The 13,130-nt window shown below is 65.6% G+C and carries 13 protein-coding genes and 3 pseudogenes; 4 read left to right on the top strand and 12 right to left on the bottom strand.

Annotation, left to right across the window (positions count from 1 at the left end; translation table 11 throughout):
- Window positions 1–73 precede the first annotated feature (73 nt).
- Window positions 74–1,180, bottom strand: coding sequence for an ABC transporter substrate-binding protein (locus tag C380_RS10235; RefSeq protein ID WP_015013780.1), 1,107 nt, complete (start codon window positions 1,178–1,180; stop codon window positions 74–76).
- 268 nt (window positions 1,181–1,448) lie between these two features.
- Between C380_RS10235 and C380_RS10230 the strand changes: the two genes are divergently transcribed.
- Window positions 1,449–2,306 carry a TauD/TfdA family dioxygenase gene (locus tag C380_RS10230; protein ID WP_015013779.1) on the top strand — a complete coding sequence of 286 codons (858 nt, stop codon included), beginning with the start codon at window positions 1,449–1,451 and terminating at the stop codon, window positions 2,304–2,306.
- 305 nt (window positions 2,307–2,611) lie between these two features.
- Window positions 2,612–3,976, top strand: a pseudogene (locus tag C380_RS10225) (LLM class flavin-dependent oxidoreductase).
- An 18-nt stretch (window positions 3,977–3,994) separates the two neighbouring features.
- Here C380_RS10225 and C380_RS10220 read toward each other — a convergent pair.
- The 3 genes from C380_RS10220 to C380_RS10210 form a co-directional block, all read right to left on the bottom strand.
- Complete coding sequence (locus tag C380_RS10220; protein ID WP_015013776.1) at window positions 3,995–4,951, bottom strand: universal stress protein; 957 nt, start codon at window positions 4,949–4,951, stop codon at window positions 3,995–3,997.
- Window positions 4,952–5,074: 123 nt separating this feature from the next.
- Window positions 5,075–5,479 (bottom strand): GreA/GreB family elongation factor, encoded by a 405-nt coding sequence (locus tag C380_RS10215; RefSeq protein ID WP_015013775.1) that lies wholly within the window; start codon window positions 5,477–5,479, stop codon window positions 5,075–5,077.
- Window positions 5,480–5,916: 437 nt separating this feature from the next.
- Window positions 5,917–6,132, bottom strand: a complete 216-nt coding sequence (locus tag C380_RS10210; protein WP_015013774.1) for a molybdopterin-binding protein — start codon at window positions 6,130–6,132, stop codon at window positions 5,917–5,919.
- An 85-nt stretch (window positions 6,133–6,217) separates the two neighbouring features.
- Between C380_RS10210 and C380_RS25850 the strand changes: the two are divergent.
- Window positions 6,218–6,547: pseudogene (locus C380_RS25850) on the top strand (hypothetical protein); the annotation flags it as partial.
- On the opposite strand, the pseudogene C380_RS25845 reads toward C380_RS25850, so the two are convergent.
- From C380_RS25845 to C380_RS10175, 8 genes and pseudogenes are all read right to left on the bottom strand, one after another.
- Window positions 6,533–6,925: pseudogene (locus tag C380_RS25845) on the bottom strand (ABC transporter ATP-binding protein); the annotation flags it as partial. The pseudogenes C380_RS25850 and C380_RS25845 sit on opposite strands and share 15 nt — an antisense overlap.
- 149 nt (window positions 6,926–7,074) lie before the next feature.
- The gene (gene ssuC / locus C380_RS10200; RefSeq protein ID WP_015013772.1) at window positions 7,075–7,959 is read right to left on the bottom strand and encodes an aliphatic sulfonate ABC transporter permease SsuC; all 885 of its coding nucleotides are present in this window, start codon (window positions 7,957–7,959) and stop codon (window positions 7,075–7,077) included.
- Window positions 7,956–8,333, bottom strand: coding sequence for a VOC family protein (locus C380_RS10195; protein ID WP_015013771.1), 378 nt, complete (start codon window positions 8,331–8,333; stop codon window positions 7,956–7,958). Before C380_RS10195 ends, ssuC begins: the two co-directional genes overlap by 4 nt.
- Window positions 8,334–8,359: 26 nt before the next feature.
- Complete coding sequence (gene ssuD, locus C380_RS10190) at window positions 8,360–9,523, bottom strand: FMNH2-dependent alkanesulfonate monooxygenase (protein ID WP_015013770.1); 1,164 nt, start codon at window positions 9,521–9,523, stop codon at window positions 8,360–8,362.
- A gap of 46 nt (window positions 9,524–9,569) precedes the next feature.
- Window positions 9,570–9,710, bottom strand: a complete 141-nt coding sequence (locus C380_RS25300) for a hypothetical protein (RefSeq protein ID WP_015013769.1) — start codon at window positions 9,708–9,710, stop codon at window positions 9,570–9,572.
- A 41-nt stretch (window positions 9,711–9,751) separates the two neighbouring features.
- Window positions 9,752–10,729 (bottom strand): sulfonate ABC transporter substrate-binding protein, encoded by a 978-nt coding sequence (locus C380_RS10185; RefSeq protein WP_015013768.1) that lies wholly within the window; start codon window positions 10,727–10,729, stop codon window positions 9,752–9,754.
- A gap of 171 nt (window positions 10,730–10,900) precedes the next feature.
- On the bottom strand, window positions 10,901–11,491 hold the full coding sequence (gene ssuE, locus C380_RS10180; RefSeq protein WP_015013767.1) for an NADPH-dependent FMN reductase: 591 nt from the start codon (window positions 11,489–11,491) through the stop codon (window positions 10,901–10,903).
- Between the two features lie 184 nt (window positions 11,492–11,675).
- Window positions 11,676–12,698 carry a sulfate ABC transporter substrate-binding protein gene (locus C380_RS10175; protein WP_015013766.1) on the bottom strand — a complete coding sequence of 341 codons (1,023 nt, stop codon included), beginning with the start codon at window positions 12,696–12,698 and terminating at the stop codon, window positions 11,676–11,678.
- 159 nt (window positions 12,699–12,857) lie between these two features.
- On the opposite strand from C380_RS10175, the gene C380_RS10170 reads away from it, so the two are divergent.
- Window positions 12,858–13,130 (top strand): oxidative damage protection protein, encoded by a 273-nt coding sequence (locus C380_RS10170; protein ID WP_015013765.1) that lies wholly within the window; start codon window positions 12,858–12,860, stop codon window positions 13,128–13,130.

Here is a 13,130-nt window from a genome sequence, read left to right as displayed (position 1 = left end):
GGTTGCAAAGGGCGGTTTTCACCGGCCCGGTCCCCCTACCTAGGATTCAATCCTTCTGGCGCAGAGCTCACTACTAGGGCGCGGTTGCCAAGTCCCCGTTGGCGCCATACACGGGCCAGTAGGCCGCCAGCTTCAGTTCCTTGAGCGCAGCGTTCAGGTAGCGGCGGTCAAACCAGCTGTCGATCTCGGGCTTCTTGCGGATCAGCTTGAGCTTGAATGCCTCGTCGGCCGCGTCCTTGTAGCGCGCTACCAAAAATGGGTCGAGCAGCGGCGACAGGCGCACACGCAGCGGCTGGCCGATGAAGTCTTCACGCCACACCTTCTCGGGGTACTCGGCCTTGCCCCACTGCGCAAACAGTTCGGCACGGCGGTTTTCGTCGGAGTATTTGTGCGCGTACTGCACCACGGCCTTGACCACACGCTCCACGGCCTTGGGGTGGCGGGCGGCGAAGTCGTCGGTCACCAGCAGCGCTGTCTGGCGGGTGTACTTGTACGAATCTTCCGCCGCAGACCACACCACCTTGGCCAGGCCCTGGTCACGCAGCTTGAAAAAACCCACGTAGCCAAAAGCGGCGTCAATGTCTTTGCTCACCAAAGCGGCCTCGGCACTGGGCAGGTCCAGGTTGACCAGCTTCACGTCACGTTCGCTCAGGCCCTTGTCGGCCAGCGCACGCACGGCGGCCAGGTGCAGGTTGGTGCCCTTGAACACCGCCACCTTGCGGCCTTTGAGGTCTTCGATGCGCCGGATGTTGGAATCCGGCGGCACTGCCAAGTACAGGCCGGTACGCACGCCGCTGCCTAGGATGATCTTGGTCTTTACATCGCTGGCCCGGTGCACGATGGACGGCAAATCGCCCTGCCATGCAAAGTCCAGTTGTTTATTGACCAGCGCCTCGTTCACGGCGGGGCCTGCGCCCTTGAAGAAAGTCCACTGCACCTTCACGCCGTCTTTCTTGAACTCTTCTTCCAGCGCGCCATCGGTGTAGGCCAGCGCGGCCGACGTGCCGCCGTGGCGCACGGGGTCGCTGCCCACGCCGCCGGTGGCTACGCCAATGCGAATCACCTTCAGCGGTTCCGCCGTCTGCGCCGCGGCGCTGCACGCCCACAGGCCCAGCGCCAAGGCAGCGCCTGCTGCGGTCAAGGCCTTGCGGCGGGTTGCATTCCAGGGTGTTTTTGTCATGGGTGTCGCTCTTTCGTAGGGGTTGCGTTGGGACGGTGCGCGGGCCACGCCCTGCACCTGTCGAGCCCCACTCTAGGCACGCCCGGCAATGCGGCCAACGACCAAAAACAGATATCCAAATGCGCAAGCGCCCTACCCGCTCGCCTGACTGCAGCGCCTGTTTTTCCAACTATCGATATGCGAACAGCTTCGTTGGTGTGCAGCGCTTGCAGTGTCCCAATGGCATGGCCGTTCTCTTTCCACCACCCTCGTTTCAGAAAGCAGCACCATGTCCAAGATCAACGACTTGCACCCCACCTTCACCCGCTTTGCGGTGGAGCCCTACACCCCCACCATCGGCGCCGTCATCCACGACCTGGACCTGCGCCAGCCGCTGGATGCCACCACGCAGGCCGAGCTGCGCCAGGCCCTGGCCGTGCACGAGGTGCTGTTCTTCCGCGACCAGCACATCACGCCGCAGCAGCAGGTGGACTTCACCCGCACCTTTGGCAACGTGGCCGAGGTCAAGGCGTTCTTCCCTCGGCTGGAGAACCACCCCGAGATCGAGATCGTGGAAAGCACCGCCGAGCGCCCCAAGGCATCGAGCAACTGGCACGCCGACATCACCTGGCGCGAGCAGCCGCCCCTGGGCACCAGCCTGTATGCGCAGGTGATTCCGGCCAGCGGTGGCGACACACTGTGGGCCAGCCTCACCGCCGCCTACGCCAGCCTGCCGCCCGCCTTCCAGGCCTACCTGGAGACGCTGACGGCCGTGCACACCTGGGAGATCAGCGGCTGGACGGAGTACCTGCTGCGCAAGGACGCAAGCGGTGACGAGCTGAAGGCCGCGCGCGCCAAGTACCCGCCGGTGGAGCACCCGGTGGTGCGTGTGCACCCGGTCACAGGCAAGAAGGTGCTGTATGTGAACTCCACCTTCACCAGCCACATCAAGGGCCTGTCGCGCGTGGAGAGCGATGCCCTGCTGACCCAGCTGTTTGCGCTGCCCCAGGTGCCTGAGTTCCAGGCCCGCCTGCGCTGGGCGCCAGGCACGCTGGCCGTGTGGGACAACCGCTCCACCCAGCACTACGCGGTGGGCGACTTCTTCCCGCAGCACCGCAAGCTGCATCGCATCACTATCACTGAGTAGCCCCCTGAGTCGCCTTCGGCGCCTTCCCAGGGATGTCCTGCATCACCCTCGCGAGTCGGTGGTAGTGCGGATCGGGACAGTCCGCAAGGCGTCTTTTTGCAGCCAATAGCCGAGCTATTGGCAAAAAAAGCAACGCAGCGGATGGCCCGAGGCCGCGCTATCACCGACCGCAGGGAGTGATGCAGGACATCCCCGAAGGGGGACGCACCCGGTGGCCCGGCGAAGCCGGTTCCACGGATGCACTGGCCTGGTCCGCGCCGGTGCCGCAGGCCGCGGGCAAATCTCACAACGTTTTGAACACCCACATGACCGAACCACAAACCCCAAGAAAACTGCGCCTCGGCGCCTTCATCATGGCCACGGGCCACCACATTGCCGCGTGGCGCCACCCCGGTTCTCAGGCCGATGCGGGCGTCAATATCGACCACTACATCGAACTGGCACAGACCGCAGAGCGCGGCCTGTTCGACCAGGTGTTTGTGGCCGACAGCCCGGGGGTGTGGCACAAGGGCGACCGCGAGTCCTTCAGCCGCCAGGGGCGGCTCTCGCACTTCGAGCCCGTCACGCTGTGGGCGGCGCTCTCGGCCGTCACCAAGCACATCGGCTTTGTGGCCACGGCATCCACCACCTACGAAGACCCGTACCTGCTGGCACGCAAGTTCGCCTCGCTCGACCACATCAGCAAGGGCCGCGCGGCCTGGAACGTGGTGACCACCAGTGCAGAGAACGTGCACGGCAACTTTGGTCTGGATGCCCACCCCGACCCAGCGTTGCGGTACGAGCGCGCCCACGAGTTTGTGGATGTGGTCAAGGGCCTGTGGGACAGCTTTGACGACGACGCCTTCAGCCGCGACAAGGCCAGCGGCGTGTACTTTGACCCCGACAAGCTGCACACGCTCAACCACATCGGCAAGCACCTCAAGGTGCAGGGCCCGCTCAACATCGAGCGCTCGCCCCAGGGCCACCCGGTGATCGTGCAGGCAGGCTCTTCCGAAGACGGCAAGGAGCTGGCCGCCGCCACGGCCGAGGCCATCTTCACCGCCTGGACCAGCCTGGCCGAGGCCCAGGCGTTCTACAAGGACGTGAAAGGCCGCATGGCCAAGTAGGGCCGCCGGCCCGACGAGCTGCTAGTGCTGCCTGGTATCTCTCCGGTCATCGGCCGCACCGAGGAAGAAGCCCAGGCCCAATGGGCCGAGCTGCAAGCACTGATCCACCCCAGCGTGGGCCTGGCCACGCTGGCCCCTTTCTGGCCCGGCGAAGACCTCACGCAGTGGAACCTGGACGCACCACCGCCCTACATCCCCGAGCCACCCAAGGGCATCAACAGCCGCGCGCATGTGGTGCTGCAGCTGGTCCGCCGCGAGAACTACACCGTGCGCCAGTTGTACGAATACCTGGCCGGCGCGCGCGGCCACTGGGTGGTGGTGGGCACGCCGCAGACCATTGCAGACCGCATGCAGGAATGGTTTGAGAACGGCGCGGCCGATGGCTTCAACGTGATGCCGCCCGTGCTGCCCCAGTCGCTCAACGAGTTTGTGGACCTGGTGGTGCCGGAGCTGCAACGCCGTGGCCTGTTCCGCACCGCATACGAAGGCAACACGCTGCGGGAGAACCTGGGCCTGGCGCGGCCTGCCAGCCGCTATGCCACACCGCTGGCCAAGGCAGCCTGACACCGGAGGCCCGCCGCGTCATGCCCCGCTCCACAGCGCAGCGGGGTTGGGATGGCTTGGCGGGCGTGGCGCACCCGCCTTGACGCGGCGCACGGGCAGGTCGGTGGCAAGGCGCTTGACAGCAGTGCCCCGGGAGGCGGTCTGAAAGCCGTGCGGTGCCACCAGCACGTCCGTGCGCGCTTCGCGCAAGATGCGTTGCGCCACGCTCTCGAAGAACCAGTCCACCCACGGGGACGCGGGATGCCTGCCCACCACAATCAGGTCGGCCCCAGCGCTTTGCTGTGCCACCAGCACCTGTCGCGCCGGATCGCCCCGGCCGATGGACGATGACAACCGATTGCGCCGCGCGTCGTACGAGTCGGTCAGCGTGAACATGCGGTCTTGCGCATGGCGCCTGCACTGCTCGCGGTAGATCTGGATGGCGCGCTCCGACACCTCGGCATACCGCAGCTTGCCCTCATTGGCGGTGCTGATGGCATGGAACAGTTCCACACGTGCGCGGGGGTGCAGTGCCAGGCCTAGCTCGACCAATCGGTGCGATGCCTGCGAAAAGTCCACCGCCACCAACAGGCTGTGATAGGACTGGTCCGCCGCGTTGCGCACCACGACCACGGGGCGCTGGCAAGCACGCAGCAGCTGCAGGGCGGGGTGCGCGCCCCACAAGGCCCGCAGCCCCCGCTGCGGTGCAGTGCCCCACACCACCAGGTCGTGCGCGGCTGCCGCGCGGGCAATGTCTGCCACCGTGCAATCCACGCGCGATACGGCCTGCACAGCGATCTGGTGGCGCTGCCGCAGCTGCAGCGCATGCTGCGACAGGCGCACCGCCACATCAGGGGGAGGCACCTCACCGGGCTGGGCGACATACACCAGCTGCAACGCAGCCCGATGCTCTGCGCCCAGCAACGCCGCGCGTGCCAGCGCGTGCCCTCCCAGTTCAGAAAAATCGGTGACGACAAGGATGGAGCGAGGGATCATGGTGGTACGTCCTTCTGTGGTGAACAACGCGCACTCCTCCAACGGCTGCCAATGCCATTGGCGCCGGTCTGGTGGGAAGTGATCTGGTGATACGGCCCGCAGCGGGCCGGAATGCGGAGGCGACTAGGTGAGGTAGTCGCCCGTGGCTTCGGGCTGGTACTGGATGTTCTCGATGGTGGCTGCGCACTCTTCGCCGTGCGGCGTTTGCCACTTGGCCATATCTCCAACCCGCAGGCCCAGCAGGCTGATACCCACCGGCGACAGCACCGAGATAAAGCCCGCCGCAGGCTCGGCGTCCTGCGGGTAGCACAGGGTCAGCACCTGGCGCCGGTGGGTGTGCGGGTCCACCAGCTCGACGCGCGAGTTCATGGTGACCACATCCGCACGCACGGTGCGCGGGCTGGTGATGTCGGCGTTGGCCAGCAGGTCATCCAGCAAGGGCGCTGACCGGTTGCCGACCAGCTTGGTCAGGCGCGAATAGTCCAGGTCGGTGAGCGTGCGCTCGCCAGGGGTCACAACTGCATGCATACAAAGCACTCCATCGAATGCGGCGGTGCCCCGTGGGGACAAGACGGCCGCTACCGCGCTTGGCTGGTGCCCGGCGGTGGATGGTTGCGCTACAAGGGGATGAGGAGAGAGGGTGCCGCCGGGCTCAGGAATGTGCTGGCGTCAGCTGACGACGCGCGTTCTTCTTGGCCACCGCTCGCGCGCAGGCCGCTGCGCGGGGCAGCGCAGCCAGGGCGGCAAAGGGGCAAACCAGAAGGGTCGTCATGGGCCCGAGTGTAGGCAACCCGGGCGGCTTTGGGGGCAATAGCCCCAGGGTTCTTGCCAGATAGCGGCTGGTCAAGACTCGGTCAAGGCAAGTCGCGCTGCCTGCCAACGCGACACGCAGGCCTGCGTCACAGGGTGAGGGCTGCGCAGAGCCGCACGGCGTTGCGCCGTCGGCCCAGCGCCCTGCTCCCGACTCACAGCTTGGCGATCGACACCTCTGTGGACTTGACCAATGCGACCACATCGGAGCCCACGACCAGGCCCAGGTCGTCCACCGAGCGGGTGGTGATGACGGAGGTCACGATGCCCCAGGGGGTTTCGACATCGACCTCGGAGACGACGTCGCCGCGAATGATCTCGCGCACTTTGCCCTTGAACTGGTTGCGAACGTTGATGGCTTGAATGGACATGGGATTCTCCTAAAAAGTCCGTTGAAAGAAAAAGAAAAGGGGTGAAGAGGAAAGAGGTGAAAGCTCACACGGCCCAGCGCAACCCGTGCGCAGGTACACCCGGCCAAGGGGCTTCGTGCGCCGGGGCGCCATCGGGCTTTTGCAGCACGCGGTCCAAGATGCGTTTTTCGATGGCGGCAAACGCGGCGTCGCCGTGCGAGCGGGGGCGTGGCAGATCGATGCGCTGGTCCAGCGCAATCTGACCGTCCTCGATCAGGATCACGCGGTCGGCCAGGGCCACGGCCTCCTGCACGTCGTGGGTCACCAGCAGCGCGGTAAAGCCGCTGGTGCGCCACAGGCCTTCGATCAGGCGGTGCATCTCGATGCGCGTCAGCGCATCCAGTGCGCCCAGCGGCTCGTCGAGCAGCAGCAGACGCGGGTTGTGCACCAGGGCACGTGCCAGGGCCACGCGCTGACGTTGGCCGCCCGACAGGCGTGCCGGCCACTCGGTCAAACGGTCGCCCAGCCCCACGCGTGCCAGCACATCAGCCGCAGCGCCGCGCCGCTCGGGCGGTAGGCCCAGGGCCACGTTGTCGGCCACGCGCTTCCAGGGCAGCAGGCGCGAGTCCTGGAACATGATGCGGGTGTCACTGCTCAGGCCGTCGATGTCTTTGCCATCGATGCGGATCGCGCCGCCCGAGACGGACTCCAGGCCCGCCACCAGGCGCAGCAACGTGCTCTTGCCGCAGCCGCTGCGGCCCACGATGGCGACGAACTGGCCGGGTTCGATGACCAGGTCGGCCTTCTGGAGCACATTGCGCGCGCCGTAGCGTTTGTCCACGCCGCACACTTCCAGGCGCACGCCCTGGGGTTGCAAAGATGAACTTGTGGTCAAAAAAGTCTCCTGCGCTAGTGGCTATTGCGCCAGCAGCTATAAAAATGTGAGTATTCAAGCGTGAAGCATCAAGCCTGGTAACCGGGATGCCAGCGCAGCCAGTAACGTTCGAGCCCCTTGGCAAACACATCGGCCAGCTTGCCCAGCAGCGCGTAGAGCAAGATGCCCACGAGCACGATGTCGGTCTGCAGAAACTCGCGTGCATTCATCGTGAGGTAGCCGATGCCCGCCTGCGCCGAGATGGTTTCGGCCACGATCAGGATCACCCACATCAGGCCCAGCGAGAAGCGCAGGCCCACCAGGATGCTGGAGAGCGCGCCGGGCAGGATGATTTGCTGGTACAGCTGCCAGCGCCCCAGGCCGTAGGTGCGGCCCATCTCGATCAGGCCCGGGTCCACATTGCGGATGCCGTGGAAGGTGTTGAGGTAGATCGGGAAGAACACCGACACGCTGATGAGGAACAGCTTGGCCGATTCATCGATGCCAAACCACAGGATCACCAGCGGAATGAGCGCCAGTGCGGGAATGTTGCGCACCATCTGGATGGTGGAGTCGAGCAGCGTCTCGAACAGCTTGACCGAGCCGGTCAGCAGGCCCAGCAGCAGCCCCAGGCCGCCGCCAATCGCCAGCCCGGCCAGCGCACGGCCGGCGCTGACCTTGACGTGCGTCCACAGTTCGCCCGACAGGGTCAAGGTCCAGGCGGCCTTCACCACCTCCAGCGGCGCGGGCAGCACGCGGGTGGAGAGCCAGCCTTGCGACGAGGCGATCTGCCACAGCACGATGAGGCCCACCGGCACGGCCCATGGCAGCAGGCGCCGCGCCACGCTGGCAAAAAATCGGGCCACAGGTGCGGGCAGAAGGGGGCCGTCGAGCGGATGGTCGATGGTGTCCGCAATGGGTGGCGAGACCTGCAGCTCGCGCACGGGGACTGCGGTTGTCTGGGCCTGTGTCATGGCGATATTTCCTGGGGATCGTTGTCGGGCTCCAAGAACTCCAGCTGGTTGCCAGCGGGGTCCTTGACGTAAAAGCGCAGGTAGCCAGGCAGCGCACGGTTTTCCACCAGCGGCAGTTCGGCCTGCAGCAGGCGGTGGCGCAGTGCGGGCAGGTCCTGCACCTCAAAGGCCAGGTGCGACACGGCGGGTGCGGGCTGCCAGTGCTCGGTAGGCACCAGGTCGATGCGCTGCGTGCCGGCCACAAAACGCAGGGCCTTGCTGGCGTTCAGTCGCACCTCGGGCAGGCCCAGCAGGCTGCTGTAAAAGCGCCGGATGGGCGCCTCGGCACCGGCCGGGAACGGCAGCTGCACATGGTTGATGGACTGGATGGACATGGGCGGTCTCCTGGGCAGCGCTGCGCTCAGCTTTGCGATGCGCGCGGCACAAAGTCATTGGCCACGGTTTCGCCAAACGGGCCCAGCGGGTTGCCGCCCGCAAGTTTCTCGCGCACACCCACGGGCAGCAGCGGGAACACCAGCTCGGCAAAGCGGTAGGCCTCTTCCAGGTGTGGGTAGCCGGACAGCACAAAGGTGTCGAGCCCCAGCGCGGCGTATTCCTCGATGCGCGTGGCCACGGTCTGCGGGTCGCCCACCAGCGCCGTGCCTGCACCGCCCCGCACCAGACCCACACCAGCCCAGAGGTTGGGGCTGATCTCCAGGTCGGCCCGCGTGCGCTTCACACCAGCAGCATGCAGCTGGGCCATGCGGCGCTGGCCTTCGGAATCCATGCGCGCAAACACGGCCTGCGCACGTGCCACGGTCACGTCGTCCACATGGCTGATGAGTTCTTCGGCGGCCTGCCAGGCCTGGTCTTCGGTCTCGCGCACGATGACGTGCAGGCGGATGCCGAACTTCACGGTGCGACCATGTTTTGCAGCACGGGCGCGCACGTCGGCCACCTTCTTGGCCACTTCGGCAGGCGGCTCGCCCCAGGTCAGGTAGGTCTCGACCTGCTCGGCCGCCAGGTCGTGGGCGGCGTCGGACGAGCCCCCAAAGTACACCGGCGGGTGCGGCTGCTGCAGGGGCGGAAACAGCAGCTTGGCGCCCTTCACGCTGAGGTGCTGGCCGTCATAGTCGAACGATTCACCGCTGTGGCTGCGCGCGAGGATCTCGCGCCAGATGCGGATGAACTCGGCGGACTGCTCGTAGCGCGTGGCGTGGTCCAGAAACACGCCGTCGCCCTCCAGCTCGGTCTGGTCGCCACCGGTCACCAGGTTGATAAGCAATCGCCCGCCCGAGAGCCGGTCGAACGTAGCCGCCATGCGCGCAGCCAGCGCGGGCTGGTGCAGGCCGGGGCGCACGGCCACCAAAAATTTGAGCCTCTTGGTCACGGCGATCAGGCTGGATGCAACCACCCAGGGGTCTTCGCAAGAGCGCCCGGTGGGGATCAAAACGCCCTCGTAGCCCAGGCTGTCGGCGGCCACCGCCACCTGTTGGAGGTAGTCATGGCTGAGCTGGCGTGCGCCTTTGGCGGTGCCAAGGTAGCGGCTGTCGCCGTGGGTGGGAATGAACCAGAAAATTTGCATGGCACAGGTCTTCTCAAAGCGGGATCTCAGCGAGGTCCGTACGGGATCAGTAAGAGATGGCAAAGCCGAACTGGGGCGCGCGCAGGGCCCCGCGTCGCTGCTGCAGGCTCAGCCCCCAGGCGGCGGCCGTGACGCACAGCACGCGCCGCAGTTGGGCGTGCAACGGGAAAGGCATGGGGGCAGGCATGGGCAACTCCTTGGAACGTGTTGACGGTCTTGGTCGTGGGGTTACAGCAGATCGACCGGCGCGGCGTGCAGCAGGTTGAGCTTTTTGGGGATGAGCTTCAGGTCGAAGAAGGTGTCTGCAATCGCCTGCTGCTCGGCCAGGATTTCGCGCGTGACCGGGGCCGTGCCGAAACGGGCGCGGTTCAGGTACAGCTCGGTGATGGATTTGTCGAGGCCCAGCACGGCCGACAGCTCGGCGGCGGCGGCTTCCTTGTTCTTGGACGCCCAGGTGTCGATGGCGTTGACCTCTTCGATCGCGATGCGCAGCACATCGGTGTTCCGGGTCGCAAAGTCGCGCGAAGTGAAGTAGTAAGCGCGGTTGTTGACCACGCCCGTGGCGTCGGCCAGCAGGCGGGCGTCGAGCGTCTTTTGCGCAGCGGCCAGGAACGGGTCCCAGATGATCCAGGCATCGACCGCACCCTTTTCAAACGCGGCCCGCGCATCGGCCGGGGCCAGGAAGACGGATTGCACGTCGCCGTACTTCAGGCCGTTTTTCTCCAGCAGCTTGACCAGGAAGTACTGCACGTTGGAGCCCTTGTTGTAGGCCACGCGCTTGCCCTTCAAATCGGCCACGCTGCGGATGGGCGAGTCCTTGGGCACGATCACCGCCTCCAGTGCGGGGCGCGGCACCGTGGCACCGGCGTACACCAGCGGCGCGCCAGCGGCCTGGGCAAAGATGGGTGGGGCTTCGCCCACGTCGCCAAAGTCGATGGAGCCGACGTTGAGCGCTTCGAGCTGCACGGGGCCGGCGTTGAATTCGGTCCAGGTGACCTTGACGCCCAGCGGGGCGAGACGTTTTTCGAGCGTGCCGCGGCCCTTCAGGATGGAGAGCCAGCCCTTTTGGTGGCCCACGCGCAGCACGCGGGGCGCGCCCGAGGCCTGAGCCCAAGAGGTGGCGGGGAGCGCCGCAGCAGCGGCAGTGGCAGCACTGGCGGCCAGCAGGTGGCGGCGTTGCAGGGAGAAGCGGTTCAGTTCGTTCATGGTGCAGGTTCCAGCAGCAAATCGGGCGAGGGGATCACCGGGCGGGCTGACAGCAGGCGGCACACCGCCCTGCCCGCGCACCCGGCGCAGCAAAAATCAAAAATGGAAATAAATGAAGGGGGAAGGAAGGTGGCGCTGGCACTGCGGGCCTGCCGCAGTGCCGGGCCAGCGTCAGACGCTACATCGCACGTCAGCGAAGTTGACCGGCGCAAACCGCGTGGCCTGGGCGGGTGATGGGCGCAGGGTTTCGGTCACCAGCACGTTCACCGCGTCGTCCAGTCGGGCGGCAATGTCAGCCTGCACGTGGTAGGTGCCCTCGGGCGTCAGCGTGACCTGCGAGTCGGTGGCGTAGATGCCGGGCAGGATGCTTTTGGCGCCCAGCGACTGCAGCACGGGGCGCAGCGCGTAGTCCAGCGCCAGCATGTGGTGCGGGCTGCCACCCGTGGCCAACGGCAGCACGGTCTTGCCCTTGAGGGCGGTTTGCGGCAGCAGGTCCAGAAAAACCTTGAGCACGCCGCTGTAGGCCGCCTTGTAGACGGGCGTGGCCACCACCAGCACACTGGCATCGGCCACCTGGTCGATGGCGCTGACCACCGTGGGGTGCCCAAAGTCGGCCAGCAGCAGCGCCTGGGGCGAGAGGTCACGGATGTGGATGCGGTCCACCAGCGCACCGCGCACCGAGAGGCGCTGGGCCACGGCGTCGAGCAAGGCGGCGGAGCGGGAGCGCTCCGAGGGGCTGCCGGCGATGAGCAAGGCTGACATGGTGTGGATTCCTTGAATACTATGGTTTTGATAGCTGTCAGCGCATGTTTGACTAGCGCTTGGGCCTGTTTTCATTCAAAAAGGGCGAGCAACGCCCCGCCCCGCCCGCTGGGGCCTGGCTTGTTGAACAGAGACAGGGCGCCATCCCCCCGCACACGAAAGGCGGGTGGACTGGCTGGCTTACCTACTTGCGGGTGTAGATCTGGTCAAAACTGGCGTTGTCCGCAAAGTGTTCCTTGGCCGCCTTGTCCCAGCCACCGAACGCATCGTTGATGGTGAACAGGTTCAGCTTGGGGAACTGCTTGGCGTACTTGGCCTTGGCCTTTTCAGACACGGCGGGGCGGTAGAAATGTTTGCCCGCAATGTCCTGGCCCTCTTCGGTGTACAGGTACTGCAGGTAGGCCTCGGCCACGGCACGGGTGCCCTTCTTGTCCACGTTCTTGTCCACCACCGAGACAGCAGGCTCGGCCAGGATGGAGATCGAGGGGGCGATCACGTCGAACTTGGTGCCGAACTCTTTCTCGAGCAGGTAGGCCTCGTTCTCCCAGGCGATCAGCACATCGCCCTGGTTGCGCTGCGCAAACGTGATGGTGGAGCCGCGCGCGCCGGTGTCCAGCACGGGCACGTTGCCATACAGCTTGGCGACGAAGTCCTTGGCCTTGGCGTCACCACCGTATTTGCGCTTGGCAAATTCCCACGCGGCCAGGTAGTTCCAGCGCGCGCCGCCGGAGGTCTTGGGGTTGGGCGTGATCACCTTCACATCGGGGCGCACCAGGTCGTCCCAATCCTTGATGCCCTTGGGATTGCCTTGGCGCACCACCAGCACGATGGTGGAGGTGTAGGGCGAGCTGTTGTGCGGCAGGCGCTTTTGCCAGTCTTTGGGGATCCAGCCGCCGTTGGTGTGCAGCGCATCGGTGTCGCCCGCCAGGGCCAGCGTGGCCACGTCGGCGTCCAGCCCGTCGATGATGGAGCGGGCCTGCTTGCCCGAGCCGCCGTGGCTTTGTTTGATGATCACGTCCTGGCCGGTCTTGGCCTTCCAGTGCTTGGCAAAGGCCTGGTTGAAGTCCACATACAGCTCGCGCGTCGGGTCGTACGACACATTGAGCAGCGTCACCGACTGCGCAAACGACGGCAATGCCGTCAGGGCCAAACTGCCCACCAGGGCGGCGGCGAAGGGAAACTTGATAAAGTCGCGGCGAAAGTTCATGGAAGGGCCTCTTTTATGAATGTGTTGCGGTGCAAAACACCGATGGAACGCATTCTGGAAGGCCCTCTTCAAAACTGGAACTACTGAGATTTCAGTTCTTAATATCCAAATCATCTGAGCGAAGCCTTTTTTCGCTCGCCCCCACTACAAGGAATTCCCATGGCACGCACCGTTCAATGCATCAAGCTCGGCAAGGAAGCCGAAGGCCTCGACTTTCCGCCCTACCCCGGCGAACTGGGCAAACGAATCTGGGAAAGCGTGAGCAAGGAAGCCTGGGCGGGCTGGCTCAAGCACCAGACGATGCTGGTCAATGAAAACCGGCTGAACCTGGCCGATGCCCGTGCCCGCCAGTATTTGGCACGCCAGATGGAAAACCACTTTTTTGGCAGCGGCGCAGACGCCGCGGCGGGCTACGTCCCGCCCAGCGCGTAA

The sequence above is a fragment of the Acidovorax sp. KKS102 genome, from assembly GCF_000302535.1.
Lineage (GTDB): Bacteria > Pseudomonadota > Gammaproteobacteria > Burkholderiales > Burkholderiaceae_C > Acidovorax.
Note: the sequence above shows the minus strand (reverse complement) of the source record. Positions and strands in the feature narration are given on the sequence as shown.